The sequence below is a fragment of the Candidatus Sarcina troglodytae genome, from assembly GCF_015708635.1.
GTDB lineage: Bacteria > Bacillota > Clostridia > Clostridiales > Clostridiaceae > Sarcina > Sarcina ventriculi.
This window is the reverse complement of the sequence record NZ_CP051754.1, coordinates 2,247,975-2,267,313: the sequence shown is the minus strand read 5'-3', so window position 1 is coordinate 2,267,313 and position 19,339 is coordinate 2,247,975. Positions and strand designations below refer to the sequence as shown.

Annotated in this window: 16 protein-coding genes; 12 read left to right on the top strand and 4 right to left on the bottom strand. The window is 29.0% G+C overall.

Annotated elements, in window-relative coordinates:
• Positions 1–330 precede the first annotated feature (330 nt).
• On the top strand, positions 331–1,968 hold the full coding sequence (hcp, locus tag HH195_RS10545; RefSeq protein ID WP_196371050.1) for a hydroxylamine reductase: 1,638 nt from the start codon (positions 331–333) through the stop codon (positions 1,966–1,968).
• Positions 1,969–2,125: 157 nt separating this feature from the next.
• Here the strand turns inward: hcp and HH195_RS10540 are convergent, their stop codons facing one another.
• Positions 2,126–2,353: a hypothetical protein gene (locus HH195_RS10540; protein WP_112365468.1), complete on the bottom strand. Its 228-nt coding sequence runs from the start codon at positions 2,351–2,353 to the stop codon at positions 2,126–2,128.
• Positions 2,354–2,593: 240 nt separating this feature from the next.
• Between HH195_RS10540 and HH195_RS10535 the strand changes: the two genes are divergently transcribed.
• The 4 genes from HH195_RS10535 (at position 2,594) to HH195_RS10520 (ending at position 6,612) form a co-directional block, all read left to right on the top strand.
• Entirely contained in the window at positions 2,594–3,364 is a 771-nt protein-coding gene (locus HH195_RS10535) for an SDR family NAD(P)-dependent oxidoreductase (protein ID WP_196371049.1), read from the top strand.
• A gap of 57 nt (positions 3,365–3,421) precedes the next feature.
• A complete protein-coding gene (locus HH195_RS10530; RefSeq protein ID WP_112365466.1) occupies positions 3,422–4,294 on the top strand; it encodes an SDR family oxidoreductase in 873 nt (290 codons plus the stop codon).
• Between the two features lie 254 nt (positions 4,295–4,548).
• Complete coding sequence (gene proB, locus HH195_RS10525; RefSeq protein ID WP_196371048.1) at positions 4,549–5,358, top strand: glutamate 5-kinase; 810 nt, start codon at positions 4,549–4,551, stop codon at positions 5,356–5,358.
• A gap of 3 nt (positions 5,359–5,361) precedes the next feature.
• Entirely contained in the window at positions 5,362–6,612 is a 1,251-nt protein-coding gene (locus HH195_RS10520; RefSeq protein WP_196371047.1) for a glutamate-5-semialdehyde dehydrogenase, read from the top strand.
• A gap of 73 nt (positions 6,613–6,685) precedes the next feature.
• Here the strand turns inward: HH195_RS10520 and HH195_RS10515 are convergent, their stop codons facing one another.
• The gene (locus HH195_RS10515; RefSeq protein ID WP_196371046.1) at positions 6,686–7,840 is read right to left on the bottom strand and encodes an iron-containing alcohol dehydrogenase; all 1,155 of its coding nucleotides are present in this window, start codon (positions 7,838–7,840) and stop codon (positions 6,686–6,688) included.
• A gap of 342 nt (positions 7,841–8,182) precedes the next feature.
• On the opposite strand from HH195_RS10515, the gene HH195_RS10510 reads away from it, so the two are divergent.
• Positions 8,183–9,013: an AraC family transcriptional regulator gene (locus tag HH195_RS10510; protein ID WP_196371045.1), complete on the top strand. Its 831-nt coding sequence runs from the start codon at positions 8,183–8,185 to the stop codon at positions 9,011–9,013.
• A gap of 46 nt (positions 9,014–9,059) precedes the next feature.
• On the opposite strand, the gene HH195_RS10505 is transcribed toward HH195_RS10510, so the two are convergent.
• A complete protein-coding gene (locus tag HH195_RS10505) occupies positions 9,060–10,346 on the bottom strand; it encodes an MFS transporter (RefSeq protein ID WP_196371044.1) in 1,287 nt (428 codons plus the stop codon).
• Between the two features lie 379 nt (positions 10,347–10,725).
• Between HH195_RS10505 and HH195_RS10500 the strand changes: the two genes are divergently transcribed.
• Genes HH195_RS10500 through HH195_RS10490 form a run of 3 tightly spaced genes read left to right on the top strand, consistent with a single transcriptional unit; the run spans position 10,726 to position 14,454 of the window.
• The gene (locus tag HH195_RS10500) at positions 10,726–12,801 is read left to right on the top strand and encodes a molybdopterin oxidoreductase family protein (protein ID WP_196371043.1); all 2,076 of its coding nucleotides are present in this window, start codon (positions 10,726–10,728) and stop codon (positions 12,799–12,801) included.
• A 13-nt stretch (positions 12,802–12,814) separates the two neighbouring features.
• Entirely contained in the window at positions 12,815–13,228 is a 414-nt protein-coding gene (locus HH195_RS10495; RefSeq protein ID WP_196371042.1) for a 4Fe-4S dicluster domain-containing protein, read from the top strand.
• The gene (locus HH195_RS10490) at positions 13,228–14,454 is read left to right on the top strand and encodes an NAD(P)/FAD-dependent oxidoreductase (RefSeq protein WP_196371041.1); all 1,227 of its coding nucleotides are present in this window, start codon (positions 13,228–13,230) and stop codon (positions 14,452–14,454) included. Before HH195_RS10495 ends, HH195_RS10490 begins: the two co-directional genes overlap by 1 nt.
• Positions 14,455–14,561: 107 nt before the next feature.
• Here HH195_RS10490 and HH195_RS10485 read toward each other — a convergent pair whose 3' ends face one another.
• Positions 14,562–15,527: an SLAC1 family transporter gene (locus HH195_RS10485; protein WP_196371040.1), complete on the bottom strand. Its 966-nt coding sequence runs from the start codon at positions 15,525–15,527 to the stop codon at positions 14,562–14,564.
• 282 nt (positions 15,528–15,809) lie between these two features.
• Here HH195_RS10485 and HH195_RS10480 point away from each other — a divergent pair, with 282 nt between their 5' ends.
• From HH195_RS10480 to HH195_RS10470, 3 genes are all read left to right on the top strand, one after another.
• Entirely contained in the window at positions 15,810–17,507 is a 1,698-nt protein-coding gene (locus HH195_RS10480; protein WP_196371039.1) for a ferredoxin hydrogenase, read from the top strand.
• 154 nt (positions 17,508–17,661) lie between these two features.
• The gene (locus HH195_RS10475; RefSeq protein ID WP_196371038.1) at positions 17,662–18,063 is read left to right on the top strand and encodes a 4Fe-4S dicluster domain-containing protein; all 402 of its coding nucleotides are present in this window, start codon (positions 17,662–17,664) and stop codon (positions 18,061–18,063) included.
• A 70-nt stretch (positions 18,064–18,133) separates the two neighbouring features.
• The gene (locus tag HH195_RS10470) at positions 18,134–19,333 is read left to right on the top strand and encodes a molybdopterin molybdotransferase MoeA (RefSeq protein WP_196371037.1); all 1,200 of its coding nucleotides are present in this window, start codon (positions 18,134–18,136) and stop codon (positions 19,331–19,333) included.
• The last annotated feature ends 6 nt before the right edge of the window (positions 19,334–19,339 follow it).

Below are 19,339 nucleotides of genomic sequence, written 5' to 3'. Positions count from 1 at the left end.
TTTTTAAAAATATATGTAAATATGTTTTTTCAACAGGTTTATAATTATATCATAAAAGAAATATATAGGAAAATAGGAAAACGAAACTAATTATAAATAAATTAAAAAATAATATCTGTAACATGAGTTACAGATATTATTTTTTTAATAAACTATAATAATAACTGTCAACAGTGACAGCAAAGACAAAAGAGATTAGAAATTAAAATACATACAATGTATAAAAACAAAAGACGAAATTAAAAAAAACAAAAGATAAAAATAATAAAGAATTAAGATAAATTAAGATAAATTAAGATAAATTAAGATAAAAGAGGGAGTGTAAAAATTATGAGTATGTTTTGTTATCAATGTCAAGAAACAGCAGGATGTAAGGGATGTACAGTAAAAGGAGTTTGTGGAAAAACTGAAGATTTAGCTAAATTACAAGATTTATTAGTATACATAGTAAGAGGAATATCTGCAGTTAGCACAAAAGCTAGAGAAGTTGGAGTTATAGATAAGAATGTTGACAACTTTGTAGTTGAATCATTGTTTGCTACTATAACTAACGCTAACTTTGATAAAAATGTGTTTGTTTCAAGAGCAAAAGAAGGACTAGCTTTAAGAGAAGCTTTAAAAGTTAAGGCTAAAAATGCAGGTGCAGATTTAGCTAATTTACCAGAAGCTGCAATGTGGACAGGTGAAACAGAAGAAGCTTTAAATGCTAAAGCTGGCATTGTTGGAGTTTTAGCAACAGAAAATGAGGATGTAAGAAGTTTAAGAGAACTTATAACTTATGGTGCAAAAGGACTTTGTGCTTATTTAAAACATGCAAAAGCATTAAATTATGATGATGATGAAATTCATGGATTTATGCATAAAGCATTAGCTAAAACTTTAGAAGATTTATCAGTAGATGAATTAGTTGCTTTAACTCTATCAATGGGTGAATATGGCGTTAAGGGTATGGCTCTTCTTGACAAAGCTAATACTGAAAGTTATGGAAATCCAGAAATAACTAAAGTAAATATAGGTGTTAGAAATAACCCAGCTATATTAATAAGTGGACATGATTTAAGAGACATGGAACAATTATTAGAACAAACTGAAGGAACTGGAGTTGACGTTTATACTCATAGTGAAATGCTTGCCGCTAACTACTATCCAGCATTTAAGAAATACAGTCACTTTGTAGGTAACTATGGAAATGCTTGGTGGAAACAAACTACTGAATTTGAAAGCTTTAATGGTCCAATACTTATGACTACAAACTGCTTAGTACCACCTAAAGATAGCTATAAAGATAGAGTTTACACAACTGGTGTTGTAGGATTTGAAGGATTAAAACATATAGATAAAAATGAAAAAGGAGAAAAAGATTTCTCAGAAATAATAGAACATGCAAAAAGATGTGCTGCTCCTACTGAAATAGAAAGAGGAGAAATAGTTGGAGGATTTGCTCATAACCAAGTTATAGCTTTAGCTGATAAAGTTGTTGAAGCTGTTAAAACAGGAGCAATTAAAAACTTCTTTGTTATGGCAGGATGTGATGGTAGAGCTAAATCAAGAAACTACTATACTGAATTTGCTGAAAAATTACCAAAAGATGCAGTTATATTAACAGCAGGATGTGCTAAATATAAATATAACAAATTAAACTTAGGTGATATAAACGGAATCCCAAGAGTTTTAGATGCAGGACAATGTAATGATTCATATTCATTAGTTGTAATAGCTTTAAAATTAGCAGAAGCATTTGGATTAGATAGCATAAACGATCTACCACTTCACTACAATATAGCATGGTATGAACAAAAAGCTGTAATAGTATTACTATCATTATTACACTTAGGAGTTAAAAACATTCATTTAGGACCAACACTTCCAGCTTTCCTTTCACCAAATGTTGTTAAGGTATTAGTAGACAACTTTGGAATAGGTGGAATTACTAACGTAGATGATGATTTAAAAATGTTCTTAGGATAATAGTTTTAAGATATATATAAATGATATAAAAAATGCATAAGCAATTAAAAATTTACTAAAGATAAATAAATCAAGTTAAACAAAATGTATTACAATAGCTTTAAAGGTGCAGTCTATTTCTAGGCTGCACCTTTTTTTAATATAAATAAAAATGTTACTATCGTGATGTATCAGAACTAGTTGTAGCATCTGCTTCAGCACTAGAACTAGTAGTGGAATTGAACCTAACATCTTTAGCTAAAATAAGACTTAAATTACTATTTAGTGTGGAAATAAAAGCTATTAAAGTTAGAAGTTCATTTTTAGTAAGCGTATTTGATACTGAATAGGCAGTTGCGGTAGCTAAAAAACTAAGTTCCAAATCAGTTAAATCAAAAATAGTCATAATTAATACCTACTTAGAAATTATATTTTAAAATAAATATGCTTTTTATTGAGCAAAAAAGTTTATTATAATTTTATGGAAAATATTTATGATTTATGATACTTTTTAAATATTATGATTAATTTTAAGAAAGGACTAAAGTAGTTGCTTAGAATTAATGTGGATTTTAACACACAACTAAAATAGATAGATTGTGTATTTAATTTATAAAAAGACTCTAAGTAATGATATATAATTTTTATGAGAGAGATAGTTTTAATTACAGGGGCTACTAGTGGTATTGGATATGAGTTTTCTAAAATATTTTACGAAAAAGGCTATAATTTAATTTTGATTGGTAGGAATGAGAGTGTTTTACAAGAGATGAAATCATGTATGGGGGAGAAAAGAGTTATAACTTATTCTTGTGATTTATCAAAAAGTGAAAATGTGAAAAACTTTTTAGAATTTGTGGATAAAAATAATATAGATATAGATATTTTAATTAATAATGCAGGGATTGGTTTTAATGGCTATTTTAATGATATCTCATGGGAGAAAAATGAAACAATTATTAATACTAATATAATGGCTTTAACTTTTTTAACTAAGGTAATTACAGATAGAATGAAAAAAAGAGGAAAAGGTAAAGTTTTGAATGTAGCATCAACAGGTTCGTATGAACCAGGACCCTTAATAAATGTTTATTATGCAAGTAAAGCATATGTTTTATCTTTTTCTCAAGCATTAAGACAAGAACTTAGAGATTTTGGAATAACTGTTACAACACTTTGTCCTGGGGCTACTAAAACAAATTTTTCAAGACGGGCAGGAAAAGGTGATTTAAATGTTGCTATGAGTGCAGAAAAAGTTGCTAAACAGGGGTATAAAGCTCTAATGAAAAATAAAGCTATATGTATCCCTGGTAATTTAAATAAATTTTTAGTATTGGGGTGCAAAATATCACCTTCATCAATAAGTGCTAAGATAGTAAAAAATATTCAAAAAAAAGCTATGATGAATAAAGCATAATAAAGGTCTTAAATTCTAAAGATATATTTGTATTTTAATATATTTTGGAGGTGTTTTATGAGCATAGATGAAAATTTTCCAAAGAGTTTTCCAAAGCAACATCAAAATAAGCAACCAGGTAGTGAAAGTCAAATGAATCCAATGCCTATTTATGATGCGCCAGAATATCATAATGATGGCAAAAGGTTAAAAGGAAAAGTTGCAGTAATAACTGGTGGAGATAGTGGGATTGGAAGAGCAATTTCTCTAGCTTTTGCTAGAGAAGGTGCGAAGGTTTGTATAGTGTATAAAGATGAGCATGAAGATGCTAATAAAACTAAAGAGTTAGTTGATAAAGAAGAGGCAGATTGTCTTTTAATAAGTGGAGATATTGGTTGTGAAGATTTTTGTAATGACTGTATAAATCAAGTTATGAATAAGTATAAAAGTATAGATATACTTATAAATAATGCGGCTGAGCAGCATACTGTAAATAGTTTAGAGGAATTAACGAAAGAGCAATGGGAAAGAACTTTTAAAACCAATATATTTGGACCATTTTATTTAACAAAAGCTGCTCTTCCTCATTTAAAGAAGGGTTCCTCAATTATAAATACTGTATCAATAGTAGCATATAAGGGACATGAGCAACTTATAGATTATTCTGTAACAAAAGGCGGACTTGTTGCATTTACTAGGTCTTTAGCTAAAGGATTAGCAAGTAAAGGAATAAGAGTTAATGCTGTTGCACCAGGGCCTATATGGACACCTCTTATACCAGCTTCTTTTGATGAGCAAAAGGTATCAAAATTTGGCTCAACTAATATTATGGGTAGAGCTGGTCAACCAGTTGAACTTGCACAGGCATATGTGTTTTTAGCATCTCAAGGAGCTTCTTATATAACAGGAGAAGTTATTCATGTAAATGGTGGAGACATGGTAGAGACATAAAATAATTATTTTTAAGGTATTGTTACTGCTTATTTTAACAATACCTTAATTTTTTGTATTTTATATAAAATAGTCCTACTTTTTATGATATTATTTATATATTAAATATTTATAAAAGAAAAGATAATTTAAATTTTATTTTGTAGTTTAGTAAATGGTTTAACATAACTTTATTAAAAGAATTTAAATATAAGGATTAAAATTTTAGTAATTGTTCTAAAATTATAGATACATAGAGGAAGGTTTGATTTAAAGTGAGACAAAAAATTAAAGATGGAAAGAGAATAGTTATAAAGGTTGGAACATCAACATTAACATATGATAATGGATCTATAAACTTTAATAGAATAGAAAAATTATCCATGATAATTTCTGATTTATGTAATATGGGAAAGGAAGTAGTATTAGTTTCTTCAGGTGCTGTTGGGATTGGTTGTGGAAAACTTAGACTTGCTAAAAAGCCTGAAACTATAAAAGAAAAACAAGCAGCAGCAGCAGTTGGCCAATGTGAGCTTATGCATGTATATAGTAAATTTTTTGCAGAGTATGGTCATGTAGTTGCACAAATACTATTAACTGGAATTGTTTTAGATAATAATGAAATGAAGGAAAATGTTTGTGCAACTTTTGAAACATTGATTAAACAAGGTATTGTACCTATTGTTAATGAAAATGATGCGATATCTAGTTATGAAATGGAAAATGTAAAAAACTTTGGTGATAATGATACATTATCAGCCATAGTTGCAAAACTTGTTAATGCAGATACTTTAATAATACTATCTGATATTGATGGATTCTATGATAAAGACCCAAGAAATAATTCTGATAGTAAAATGATAAAAGAAATTCATGAAATAACAAAAGATATAGAGGATTTTGCAGGTGGTGCTGGAACTAATAGAGGTACAGGTGGAATGAAAACTAAGATTTCAGCAGCTAAAATTGCAACAGGTAGTGGAACTAACATGGTTTTAGCAAATGGAGAAAAGCCAGAAATATTGTTAGATATAATTGAAGGAAAAGAAATAGGTACTGTTTTTGTTGGAAAAAAGGAGGTTTAGTTTATGAATGAATTAGAGATAAAAGGGAAAAAGGCTAAAAAAGCATCTTATTTTTTATCAAATTTATCAAGTGAAGAAAAAAATAATGCACTTAGGAATATAAGTAAAAAATTAGTTGAAAGAAGCGAAGAGATTATAAAGGCAAATAGCTTAGATATTTATAATGCTATGGAAAAAGGTACATCTAAAGCTATGTTAGATAGATTGAGTTTAGATAAGAGTAGAATAGAAGATATTGCACAAGGTGTTTTAAATATAGTTTCTTTAAATGATCCAATAGGTGAAGTAACATCAATGTTTAAAAGACCAAATGGCTTGAAAATAGGTGTTCAAAGAGTACCTATTGGGGTTATAGGAATTATATATGAGGCAAGACCAAATGTAACTGTAGATGCAGCAGCGCTTTGCTTAAAATCAGGTAATGCAGTTATTTTAAGAGGTGGAAAGGAAGCGATAAATTCAAATCTTAAAATAGTTGAAATAATGAATGAGGCTCTAAAGGAATGTAGCTTTGAAGAAGGTGCGATAAATATTTTAGAAGATACATCAAGAGAAACAGCTAAGGAATTTATGAAACTTAATAAATATTTAGATGTTTTAATTCCAAGAGGTGGAGCCGGATTAATTAAAAGTGTTGTTGAAAATGCAACAGTTCCAGTTATAGAAACAGGGACTGGCAACTGTCATATTTATATAGATGAACAGTGCGATATAAATATGGGAAAAGAGATAATTGTAAATGCAAAAACATCAAGACCATCAGTATGTAATGCTGCAGAAAGTCTTTTAGTTCATAAAAATATAGCGGAAAAATTTTTACCTATTGCCATAAAAGAATTAAAGGAAAAAGGTGTTGAAATAAGGGGTTGTGAAGTAACAAGGGAAATTTTAAAAGATAGTGATATTAAAGAAGCAACAAATGAAGATTATGCAACAGAATTTTTAGACTATATTTTATCTGTTAAAGTTGTTAATGATATAGATGAAGCAATAGAGCATATAAATAAATATGGAACAAAACATTCTGAGGCTATAGTTACAACCAATTATTTTAATTCAGAAAAATTCTTACAAAGAGTAGATGCAGCAGCAGTTTATGTTAATGCTTCAACTAGATTTACAGATGGTGGAGAATTTGGTTTTGGAGCTGAGATTGGAATAAGCACACAAAAGCTTCATGCAAGAGGGCCTATGGGACTTAAGGAACTTACAACTAATAAATATATAATCTATGGAAATGGTCAAATAAGGTAAATAAAGAAGCACTCTGATAAAATTAATATCAGAGTGCTTTTTTATTTATAAGAAAATTAAATGCATTTTAAAATTACATTGCAGAAGCAAATATTCTTATAACGTCTTCCTTACTTCCTTGTACTGGATTTGTAAGAGAACATACATCTTTTAAAGCGTTAGTAGCTAGAGTGTCAAAATCTTCTTCTTTAACACCTATTTCTTTTAATCCTGATGGAATTCCAACAGCTTTAGATAATTTCTTTATAAGTTCAACACAAAGATTAGCAGCATCTTCAGTTGTTAATCCTTCAACATTTCCACCCATTAATACAGCAGCTTTAGCAAGCTTTTTAGCAGCCATTGGGTTTTTAGCATTGTATGATTGAACATGTGGAAGTAATACTGCATTACATACTCCGTGAGGTAAGTTATAGAATCCACCTAATTGGTGAGCCATTGCATGAACATATCCAAGAGATGCATTATTAAATGCCATTCCTCCTAAATATTCAGCATAAGCCATCATATCTCTAGCTTCTAAATCTTTTCCGTTTTCAACTGCTCTTAATAAATAATCGCTAACTAATTTAATAGATTTTTCAGCACAAGCATCTGTTATTGGGTTAGCTATTGTAGAAACATAAGCTTCTATTGAATGAGTTAAAGCATCCATTCCAGTTGCTGCTGTTAATCCTTTTGGCATTCCTACCATTAATTTAGGATCGTTAACTGCTATAATTGGAGTTAAGTGTTTATCAACTATAGACATTTTAACGTGTCTATCTGTATCTGTTATTATAGCGAATAAAGTCATTTCACTACCAGTACCAGCAGTTGTATTTATGCTTATTAAAGGTAATTGAGGTTTTTTAGCTTTATCAGCACCTTCATAATCTTGGATTTTTCCTCCATTAGTTGCAACTAATGCAATACCTTTAGCACAATCGTGGGAAGAACCTCCACCTAAAGATATAACAAAATCACAGTTATTATCTTTTAATATTGCTAAACCATCATTAACATTTTTTACAGTTGGATTTGGTTGAACTTCGTCATAAAACGCATAAGAAACATTTACAGAATCTAAAATATTAGTAACTTGTGTAGCGGTTCCTATTTCTCTTAAAACTTTATCTGTAACGATTAAAGCCTTTTTAAAACCTAATTTTTTGATTTCTTGACCAGCGTCTTCTAAACAATTTTCTCCTAGTAAACTCATTAAAGGCATGTAAAATTTATATCCCATATTATTCTGTTAACAAAATTTATAAAACTTATTATGTATTATGTAAGTTTATAAACTGTAACAGTCCACCTCCTGTCATTAAAAGATTAATATTTGTTTTATTATATATTGTGTTTTATTTTAAATTTAATTAATTATCCTTGTTAGAAATTTATTGATAAGATTATAAATATTCAATAAATTGATGTAAATTAACTAACTTAGTTAAAAATTTAATTAATGTTTGCAAACAATATCTATATAAGTAATAATAATTTATATAAGTAAGATTTTCTATCGCATTTTTGTTTAAAATAGTCGATTTTTTTATATTTATAAAAAATAATGATTGGGGATAGAGCTATGAACATTTTTAATGAAGAATTGAAGTTGAGCAATGAGTTAAAGACAGATTTTTTAAGAATTTTTTACTATGATTTTGAAGAAAACTATAAAGAAAAATATAAAACATATGAATATATTAGATTATGTATTGTATTATCAGGAGAAAAAAATATAAAAATAGGGAAAAAAAGATATAAGTATGATAAAAATCAAATAATGTTGCTTATACCATATTCGGAAGTGGAAATAGAGATATTAGAGCCAACTAAAGCTTTGGTTATAGAAATAAGTGACAGACTTATAGAGGAAGTTAAAAGTAAAATTAAATTGAATTTAGATATTAATTCTTATAATAAATTTAACGGTTTATTATTAAGAAGGAGAGATATTAGATTCAATAGCAGTCTAAAAAAAATTTTAGATATTTCTCTTAGTGATTGTGAAGATAAGAGTTTTTTATTGGATTTATACTCACAACAATTAATTTATGATATGTTACATATGAAGGAGATAAATTTTATATTAGATTTTAGTTTTAATAATCCAATAAATAGAGCAATAAAAATGATGCGGGATAGTATATTTGAGAAAGTAACTATAACAGATATAGCACAAAAACTTAATATGTCAGTATCTAATTTTTCATCAAAGTTTAAGAATGAAGTTGGTATAAGTCCTAATATATATTTAAGAAGATTAAAATTAAATGAAGCTAAGAATATGTTAAAGTTTAAAAATGTTACAGAGGTTTCTATGGCTTTAGGATATGATAATATATCTCATTTTATAAAATTATTTAAAAAGTATTATGGAATAACTCCAAAGCAATATTTTTTAAAAGAAATTTAGAAAGGCTAAAATTAAGAAGCAAATAAAAAAAGGGCTAAGCCCTTTTTTATGCATTTAATTTCTTCTTTGGTCTTAAAAGATACATCATAAGTAAAGAAATTAAAGTTAAAATTATAAATATAACAAATCCAGTTGCATATCCGCTAAGGTTACCACCTGAAATGAATAGTGTAAGTGCAAGTGGTACAAAGAAACCACCAAGTCCACCAAGTCCACCTACCCATCCAGAGGCACCACCCATTGCTTCTGGAACTGCATTTGGAACCATTTTAAATACAGCAGCATTTGCTATACCCATTCCGATAGCTAAAATAATTATTCCAACTAATGCTAAAGGAAGAGAAAAAGCAAATGTCATTATTATAGAACCTATAAGTGTTACTATTAATGATAATAAACATATCTTTTCTCCAGAAAATTTATCTGATAATTTACCACCATAGACTCTAATTAATGATGCTAAAATTGAAAATATAGCAGTAAATATAGCTGCTGTTGTTAAATCAATATGGAAAAATGTTTCAAAATATTCTGGGAACCATGCAGTTAAGGCTAAGAATCCACCAAATGTTGTGAAATATATCATAGTAAGAGCCCATGTTTTCCATGATTTACCTGAAATAGCTAAACTTTGAGTTACTTTAACTCTAGGGAATAGTTCTTGTCCGTAATGTTTTTCTGCGTAACTAATGGCATCTTCTTTTTTAAAACCTTTTTTTAGAAGTTGGAAATACCAAGCATTTTCAGCAATTAAAAAATAAAGAACAGTTCCAATAATTACAAATATTAACCAAGCTAAATATGTACCAGATAAGCTTAAAGAAGCTAATAAAAATGGAACTACTACAGTAAGTATCCCAGGTCCTAAATTACCTATACCACCATATATTCCAAGGGCAATACCTTGCTTACTTTTTGGAAACCAATATGATGTTTGAGATATTCCTACAGAGAATGTCGCAAGTCCACAACCAGCAACTAGTGAGAAAATTAACACAAGTAAATAGTTGTTTGATAGGTCTTGTCTAAAGAAAGTTATAAGTACGTATAATCCAAGCATTCCTAATATATAAAGTATTAAGAGTACCAATAATGGTTTTTTACCACCTGTTGTATCAACCCAAGCTGAGAAAGGGATTCTAAGTAAAGAACCAGATAATGAAGGTGCTGCAACAAGTAGAGAAATTAACATAGGGTTTAAATGAATAAATATCTCTTTGAAAATAGTGGCAGTAGGTCCAAAAAGAGATACAACTGTACAACCTATGAAAAAACCTAAAGTTGGCCCAATTAAACCTCTAGCAGGGTTACCTTTTAGTTTGAGATTTTCCATACATTTTCCTCCAATCAAAAATAAAAATATTATTTTGAAAAAATTGTTTAAACTTTAACAAATTTTATGAAAATAAAACTTGGATGATAAAAAATATAAAAAAATATTTACAATATGAAGTTTATGTAATATTTTTTGCTTAATAGTTTAAAATATTAAGAAAAGTATTAAACAAAAGCATATGATAATAAAATATCATATTTTTAAAAAAAAGAAAATACGTTAACAAGAAAAAAATTTACAAAATCTTAAATTAAATAATATGTCAATTTAAAATATAAAAATGTGATTATCATCATGGTATAAATTAAAAAAATATGATAAAATGGTATAAAAATGTCAAAAATTTAACAATGATTCAAGAAGTGGAGTGATTTTTATGGAGATAAAGCAAACAACTTGTAACTTTTGTGGTCTTGCTTGTAATATGACCTTTTACGTTGAAGACAATAAAATAGTTAAGGTAATGCCAACTGAACATTATCCGGTTAATAAAGGGTTTTCTTGCATAAAAGGTTTAAACTTAGATAAACAAAACACAAAGTATAAGAGACCTAGTTTACCATTGTTAAGAGATAAAAATGGTGAGATGAAAGAAATACAATGGGATGGGGCTTTTAAAACTTTTGCGGATAAGATAAAGGAATCACAAGAAAAGTACGGAAAAGAAAGTGTGGCCTTTATAAGTACTGGTCAATTAATGACAGAGGAAATGGCGCTTCTAGCTCATATAGTGAGAGATTATTTGCAAGCCAATGGGGATGGAAATACAAGACTTTGTATGTCAACAGCAGTAGTTGCTCATAAACAGGCTTTTGGTTTTGACTCACCTCCATATACTTTAAATGATGCAGAACTTTCAGATACAATAATAATAATAGGTGCAAATCCAGTTATTGCTCATCCTATTTTTTGGGGAAGAGTAAAAGAAAATAAAACTGCTAAAAAGATAGTAATAGATCCAAGGAAAACAGAAACAGCTCAAAATGCAGATGAATGGTTAAACATAAAATCGAAAGGTGATTTAACTTTATTATATACTTTAGCAAATGTTCTTATTGAAAAGGATTGGATAAATAAAGAATATATAGATAAATATACCGAAAATTTTGATGAATTTAAGAAGCATGTTCAAAAATACAATTTAGATGATGTTGAAGAAAAAACAGGGATTTCTAAATTAAAAGTTTTAGATTTAGCGAACACAATTCATGAAGGAAAAAGAGTGTCTTTTTGGTGGACAATGGGCGTTAACCAATCTTATGAAGGGGTTAGGACAGCCCAAGCAATTATAAATTTAGCTCTTATGACAGGAAACATAGGAAGACCAGGAACAGGTGCTAATTCTTTAACAGGACAATGTAATGCAATGGGTTCTAGAGCATTTAGTAATCAAACAGGTCTTTATGGTGGAGCAGATTATGCTGATATGGCTCAAAGAGAAAGAATTGCGAAAATTATGGGAATGAATCAGTCCATGCTTCCTAAAAAACCAACAATACCATACAATGAGATAGTTGAAAAATGTATATCAGGTGATATCAAAGTTCTTTGGATACTTTGCACAAACCCTAGACATTCATGGTCAAATAATGAACAATTCAAAAAGGCAGCTGAAGCTGTAGATTTTTTAGTTGTTCAAGATATATACAGTGATACAGATACTGCGCAAATTTGTGATTTGTTATTACCAGCAGTTCCAGCTATTAAAAAAGAAGGATTCATAATAAACACAGAAAGAAGAATGTCTGCTGTTAAACAAATATTAAAGAGAGAAGAAAATGAATTGAGTGATTTTGAAATTCTTTTAGGAATTGGTGAAGCATTAGGAATGGGAAGTCAACTTGATAATTGGAGAACTCCAAGACAAGTATTTGAGATGCTTAAGCAATGTACAGAAGGAATGCCTTGTGATATAACAGGTGTCGATTTTGAAATGTTAGAATCTTCAAAAGGAATTCAATGGCCATTTAAAAAAGGTCAAAAATTAGTTGAAGATGAGAGAAGACTTTTTGAAGATGGTAAATACTTCACTAAAAATGGAAAGGCTAAGTTTGTTTTTGAAGATGTAAGAAATAATGAAAATGAACCAAGCAGAGAGTTCCCATACATTTTCAATAGTGGTAGAGGAACTGTTGGTCAATGGCATACTCAAACAAGAACTAGAGAGTTTGATGTATCAACAGCTATTTACTCAAAACAATCTTATGTTGAAATAAATACTAAATTGGCTAAAAAGCTTAATATAAAAGATGGGGAAAGAATTTTAATTACAAATCAATATGGTAAATCAAGTGAGTTTAATGCTATTATAACAGATAATGTTAAAGAGTATGAGTTATACGCTCCAATACATTATATAGAAACTAATGCTTTAACACCATCAATATATGATCCATATTCAAAAGAACCTTCATACAAAACTGTAACTGTAAAAATTGAGAAACTAAATTAGGCGGTGCAAATTGATGAAAAGAATAAAGATAGATAGAAAAAAATGTGTAGGTTGTTTAACATGTACCACAGCTTGTATAGTGTCTCACGGTGGTGAAGAGTCAAGAAGTAGAATAGCTATAACGAGCAAAGGAAAATATACTCCTATATTTTGTAGGCATTGTACTAAACCTGAATGTGTTTATACTTGTATGTCTGGTGCTATGCACAAGGATGATAAGACGGGTTATATTCTTTATGATAAAGAGAGATGTGCTAGTTGTTATATGTGCATAATGGCTTGTCCTTATGGAGTTTTAAAAGAAGACTCCAAGCTTCATAAAGAAATATTAAAATGTGATATGTGCGTTTCTACTAAAGAAGGAACACCTCAATGTGTTGCTAAATGTCCAATGGGTGCAATCACATTAGAGGAGGTAGAAAATTAATGAAAAGATATATAGTAATAGGTGCGTCTGCTGCTGGAATAAGTGGTGCTAAAACTTTAAGAGAAATAGATAAAGATGCTGAGATAGTGCTGGTTTCAAAAGACACACATGTTTATTCAAGATGTATATTGCATCACTATATAAGTGGGCATAGAACAGTTGAAAAACTAGATTTTACAACAAAAGATTTCTTTAAGAATAATAATATAAAATGGCTTAAGGGATTAGAAGTTTTAGATGTTGATTCAAAAGAACATACAGTAAGTTTATCAAATGGAGAAGTTTTAAATTACGATAAACTTTTAATTTGTAGTGGAGCATCATCATTTATACCTCCAGTGGAAAATTTAAGAACTGCTAATAATGTAATTGGTCTTAGAAATTTAGATGATGCAGAAAAGATAAAAGAACTTGCTAAAACTATAAAAAGCGCAGTTGTTTTAGGAGCAGGATTAGTTGGAATTGATGCTGTATCAGGATTAATAGATCAAGGAATTGATATAAGTTTAGTTGAAATGGGGAATAAAATATTACCACTTCAATTGGATGAGTATGCATCAGATGTTTATAAACAAAAATTTAGAGAACATGGAGTAAATTTAAAATTAGGAGTGAGTGCTCAAAAGCTTTTAGTTGATGAAAATAATAACCCAAAAGCTTTAGTTTTAAATACAGGAGAAGAAGTTGCATGTGAGCTTGTGGTAGTGGCTACTGGGGTTAGATCTAATGTATCATTCTTAAAAAATGGTGGAATTGAAACAGATAGATTTGGACTTATAATAAATGAAAAGGGTGAAACTAACACTAGAGATGTATATGGAGCAGGAGATGTAACGGGAAGAAATCCTATATGGCCAACAGCTGTTAAAGAAGGAATAATTGCAGCTAACAATATGACAGGAAATGAATTATTTATGGAAGACTTTTTTGCAAAAAAAAATACCATGAATTTTTTAGGGATTCCTACTATGTCATTAGGCGAAGTAGAACCTAGTGGTGAAGGATTTGAAATCGAAATTCAAAAGGATGATAAAAATTACAAAAAGATAATTCATAAAAATGGGAAAATTTATGGTGCTATAGTGCAAGGTGACTTATTCTATGTTGGTATTTTAACTCAGCTTATAAAGGAAAAAATAGATGTATCAAAAGTTAAAAAACCATTGTTTAATATAGATTATGCAGATTTCTTTAATATTAAAGAAAACTTTGAGTTTACTTATTAAAGAATAAAGGGAACATAGCACAATGTGTTGACTATGTTCCTTTAATATGTAGTTAAAGTGAATTTTATTTATATGTATACTTTATAGATTATATAATATAATTATTGCTACTTATTAGATATAGGTTTTATAGTATTTACGATAGATAAAATAACTATTGCAAATATAGCTATAGAAGCTATTAAAAGTTCTATATATCCTATTGATTTTAATATAAGTGCAATCTGAGTATAATCTATCTTTTCAAAATAAACAGCTGCTTTAAATTGACAAAGACATGATATAGCAAGACCAAATGTATAACCAGCAAAAGATGGTCTAAATCCATCAGACACTACTTTAGGTAATTTAATGTATGAAAATAACGTCATAGTGATTGAAATTAAAAGCATACATGATAAAAGTTGTATATTTGTTTTACAAACTGCCAAATACCCTACTGTAAGTAAGCTAGCTGGTGCTGAGGTTATGCCATAATAAGGGTAAATAGCTTTAGGTAGAGAAAATTTTAAACATCTATATATAATTATAGGTACAATTATTATATAAGCTATCAAACAACACAACCATACTATTCTAGTATAAGGTATTAGAAATGTGTTAAAGTTAGATGCGGGTATTACTACACTTCCTACTAATAAAAGGAACCAACTAGGTGATATATTTTCAAGTTTTGGTTTTTTTATTGCATACATATACAAAAAGCTTAAAACTATAAAAATATCTAAACCAGCACCTATATACCATAAGATTTTACCTATTTGAAGATTATATTTTGAATAAAATTTACCAACGGTCATAATTGTCATAGGAAAAGCTATATATGTACTATATAACTCAGGTCTTTTTACTTCGGCTAAAATGTTTTTAGGAAAGGCTAAAAGCTTTAAAAAGCCTAAAATAAGTAGAAATGCTCCAAGATTCATTAAGACAAATTGAATAGATTTTAAATCTATACTAGCATAAGCGTTAGCTAAGATTACTATTCCGAGGGCTCCTCCCATAAGACCTATTGGTAAGTTAGCAAAAAAATTTGTTTCATTAGAAGAAATATTGTTCTTATTTTTTTCCATAAATCCTCCTTTTTATATAAGTGTAATTTAATATAATTAAATTATATATTTAAATATATTATAAACTAAAAATCATTTTAATTATAGATGATAAGTTAGTTAATTATAAAAATTATTAATGATAGTAGCTTTATGATATCAAACATTTAATTTTTGGTATTATTAGTGTATAATAATGAGAAAACAAAAATTATATAATAATTATTATCTGTGAATTAAGAAAATTAGTAAAATTTTAGAAAAATTAATAATTAAATGTTATTTGAAGAGGAAGGTATTATTATGAAAAGTATTTTTATAAATAACCATAAATTTGAAGCTTGTGATAGCGATAGCATACTACAAGTTGCAAAGAGAAATCACATAAATATACAAACATTATGTTATCTTGAAGAGTGTGCAAATATGGGGCACTGTGGTGTTTGTTTGGTAGAGATGGCTGAAACGGGTGAACTTGTAAGAGCGTGTTCAACTCCCGTTGAAGATGGAATGAAAATTAAAGTAAATACTAATAAGGTTCAAAATGCAGTAAGAGAAAGAATTTCAGACATATTAAATCATCATAACTTTAACTGTGGAACTTGTGTAAGAAAAGGGTCATGTGAATTATTTGATATTATAATTAATAATCGAGCAAAAAAGACAGCGTATTTAGAATATAAAGATATAGAATCAGACACAAGGAGTGCTGCTATTGTTTATGATAAATCAAAATGTATAGAATGCGGAAGATGTGTGTCAACATGTAGAGATAAAAGTGGAACAGAGGCAATACGATTTACAAATTTAGATCGTTCTTTTGATGAAACTAAATGTATTTTGTGTGGGCAATGTGTGGCTACATGTCCAGTTGGAGCATTATATGAAAAAAATCATTTAGATAGAGTGAAAGAAGCACTAAATGATAAAAATAAACATGTTATAGTTGCAATAGCACCATCTGTTAGAACTGCTATTGGAGAAGAATTTAAGATGGGTTATGGCGTTGATGTTACTAAAAAGGTATATACTGCTTTAAGAAGTCTTGGTTTTAAAAAGGTTTTTGACTTGAACTATGGTGCAGATATGACTATAGTTGAAGAAGGGACTGAATTTATTGAGAGAATAAAAAACAATGGACCATTTCCGATGTATACATCTTGTTGTCCTGGATGGATAAGATTAGTAGAAAATTATTATCCACAATTATTAAATAATATATCAAGTGCAAAATCTCCACAGCAAATGTTTGGTGCTGCTACGAAAACATATTATCCAACTATTGAAAATTTAAATCCAGAAGAAGTATTTACAGTTACTGTGATGCCATGTACAGCTAAAAAATTTGAAATAGATAGAGAAGAAATGGTAAATAGGGGGATAAAAAATATAGATGCCATTTTAACAACTAGAGAGCTTGCAAAGTTAATAAAAGAATCAAAGATGGATTTATATAATATGAAAGAAAGCATAGTTGATAAGGCTATGGGAGAATATACAGGTGCTGGAGTTTTATTTGGAGCAACAGGTGGAGTAATGGAGGCTGCATTAAGGTCAATTAAAGATTTAACAGAAGGAAAATCTTTTGAAGAGGTAGACTATAAAGTAGTTAGAGGTTTTGATAATATAAAAGAAGCCTCAGTAACAATAAATGGGAACAATTATAACATAGCTGTAATAAATGGAACAAAAAATTTCGTTAAATTTTATAATAGTGGTTTATTAGATAAGAAGCAATATCATTTTATAGAAGTAATGGCTTGTCCTGGTGGATGTATAAATGGTGGTGGACAACCTATATTAACACCAGAAAAGAGAGAAAAAATTAATTATAAAAAACTTAGAGCGACAGTATTATATAATCAAGATAAAAATTTACCATATAGAAAATCACATAAAAATGAAGCTTTAATGACAATGTATAGAGTATATGTTGGACAACCTGGAAATGATGTAGCACATGAACTTTTTCATGTACATTACAAAAAGAAACATGATTAATTATGGAAGTGAATTTAGATATATAAGTTAGGGCTGTTTAATGCCTTAAAAATTAATGTTGGTTTTATTGGTAACAATAAAATCAGCATTTTTGTGTATTAAGATTGAAAAGTATTAATAAATAGATTAGATTAGAATTAGAGGGATAATTATTATGAGAAAAATAACAATACATAGAGAAAAATGTGTAGGATGTTTAACTTGTACAGCTGCTTGTATGGTAGCACATTTTGATGTTGATTCAAGAAGTAGAATTATATTAGATGCAAAAGGAAAATATAACCCTATCTTTTGCAAACAATGCGAAAGACCAGAATGTGTTTTCGCATGTCAAACAGGAGCAATGCATAAGGATGAAGAAACAGGTATAATTATTTATGACAAAGAAAGATGTGAGAGTTGTTATATGTGTATAATGTCTTGTCCTTATGGAGTATTGAAAACAAACACTGTTAATTCAAATATTATTATGAAATGTGATATGTGCAAAAGCACAAAGGAGAATAGTCCTAATTGTGTAGATAAATGTCCAATGGGTGCTATAACATTAGAATAGTTTACATAGGGAATTTTTAAAATGAAGTTGCTTTATTATAAAGTAAATAATAGAAAGAAGGTAAGATATTATGGTATCTTTAGAAGAAGCACAAAAATATTTATTAGATAATTCAAGAAAAATGGATATAGAAATTATAAACATATGTGATAGTCATAAAAGGGTTTTAGCAGAAGATATACATGCACCTTTTGATAATCCTCCATTTAATAAGTCACCTTTGGATGGATATGCTGTTATGGCTGAAGATTTAGAGAATGCATCAAAGGAAAATCCAGCTATATTTAAAGTTATAGATAAAGTTTATGCAGGTTATGTTGCTAAGGAAAAAGTAACTAAGAATACTGCGATAAGAATAATGACTGGTGCACCTATTCCAGATGGAGCAAATTGTGTTGTAAGACAAGAGAATACAGAAAGAGATGGAGATATGGTCAAAATTTTTGAGAGCCTTAAACCATATGATAATTTTTGTTATAAGGCAGAGGATTTTAAAGCTGGAACAAAGATTTTAGAGGAAGGTGAAATCTTAGATTCATCAAGAGTTATGTCTTTAGCTTCATTAGGATTTGATAAAGTTAAAGTTTACAAAAAAGTAAGAGTTGGAATAATAACAACAGGGGATGAAATACAAACACCAGGGACAGCTTTAAAACCAGGAAAGATTTACAATAGCAATGGATATTTCTTATATACTAGACTTATTGAACTTGGAGCTGATCCTGTAATATTTAATTTAGCTAAAGATGATTCGCAAGGTATACAAAATGCAATGGAACAAGCTTTTGATAAATGTGATATATTAGTGACAACAGGTGGGGTTTCTGTTGGAGAAAAAGATTTAGTTAAAGAAAGCGCTAAAAATGCAGGTTATGAAATATTGTTTTGGAAAGTAAACATAAAGCCAGGATCACCTATGTTTGGTGCTGTAAAAGATGGGAAAATACTCATAGGTCTTTCAGGGACTCCTGTTGCAGCTTCAACAACTTTTGAATTGACAGTAAGACCTATTCTTAGCAAGATGATTAACTGCAATGAGATAAATTTAAAACAGGTAAAAGCTATTGCAGAAGATGAGTTTACAAAGGTCTCAGGAAAAAGAAGATTTTTAAGAGTGAAAATTGAGCAAAAGCAAGAAAATAGAGTTTACATAGAGCATGCATATCAAAGCCCAGGGCAAGTTCACACAATGTTAAATAGCAATGCAATACTTGAAGTTAAACCAAAAACATCTATTAAAAAGGGTGATTTAATAGAAGTTATTTTATAGGAGAAT

What these genes read in the sequence shown, in the direction of transcription:
- HH195_RS10505 (WP_196371044.1), bottom strand. Translation starts at nt 10,346, where the DNA reads ATGGAAAATCTCAAACTAAAAGGTAACCCTGCTAGAGGTTTAATTGGG.
- HH195_RS10495 (WP_196371042.1), top strand. Translation starts at nt 12,815, where the DNA reads ATGAAAAGAATAAAGATAGATAGAAAAAAATGTGTAGGTTGTTTAACA.
- HH195_RS10485 (WP_196371040.1), bottom strand. Translation starts at nt 15,527, where the DNA reads ATGGAAAAAAATAAGAACAATATTTCTTCTAATGAAACAAATTTTTTT.
- HH195_RS10530 (WP_112365466.1), top strand. Translation starts at nt 3,422, where the DNA reads ATGAGCATAGATGAAAATTTTCCAAAGAGTTTTCCAAAGCAACATCAA.
- HH195_RS10540 (WP_112365468.1), bottom strand. Translation starts at nt 2,353, where the DNA reads ATGACTATTTTTGATTTAACTGATTTGGAACTTAGTTTTTTAGCTACC.
- HH195_RS10470 (WP_196371037.1), top strand. Translation starts at nt 18,134, where the DNA reads ATGGTATCTTTAGAAGAAGCACAAAAATATTTATTAGATAATTCAAGA.
- HH195_RS10500 (WP_196371043.1), top strand. Translation starts at nt 10,726, where the DNA reads ATGGAGATAAAGCAAACAACTTGTAACTTTTGTGGTCTTGCTTGTAAT.
- HH195_RS10475 (WP_196371038.1), top strand. Translation starts at nt 17,662, where the DNA reads ATGAGAAAAATAACAATACATAGAGAAAAATGTGTAGGATGTTTAACT.
- HH195_RS10490 (WP_196371041.1), top strand. Translation starts at nt 13,228, where the DNA reads ATGAAAAGATATATAGTAATAGGTGCGTCTGCTGCTGGAATAAGTGGT.
- HH195_RS10535 (WP_196371049.1), top strand. Translation starts at nt 2,594, where the DNA reads ATGAGAGAGATAGTTTTAATTACAGGGGCTACTAGTGGTATTGGATAT.
- HH195_RS10510 (WP_196371045.1), top strand. Translation starts at nt 8,183, where the DNA reads ATGAACATTTTTAATGAAGAATTGAAGTTGAGCAATGAGTTAAAGACA.
- HH195_RS10520 (WP_196371047.1), top strand. Translation starts at nt 5,362, where the DNA reads ATGAATGAATTAGAGATAAAAGGGAAAAAGGCTAAAAAAGCATCTTAT.
- HH195_RS10515 (WP_196371046.1), bottom strand. Translation starts at nt 7,840, where the DNA reads ATGGGATATAAATTTTACATGCCTTTAATGAGTTTACTAGGAGAAAAT.
- HH195_RS10480 (WP_196371039.1), top strand. Translation starts at nt 15,810, where the DNA reads ATGAAAAGTATTTTTATAAATAACCATAAATTTGAAGCTTGTGATAGC.
- hcp (WP_196371050.1), top strand. Translation starts at nt 331, where the DNA reads ATGAGTATGTTTTGTTATCAATGTCAAGAAACAGCAGGATGTAAGGGA.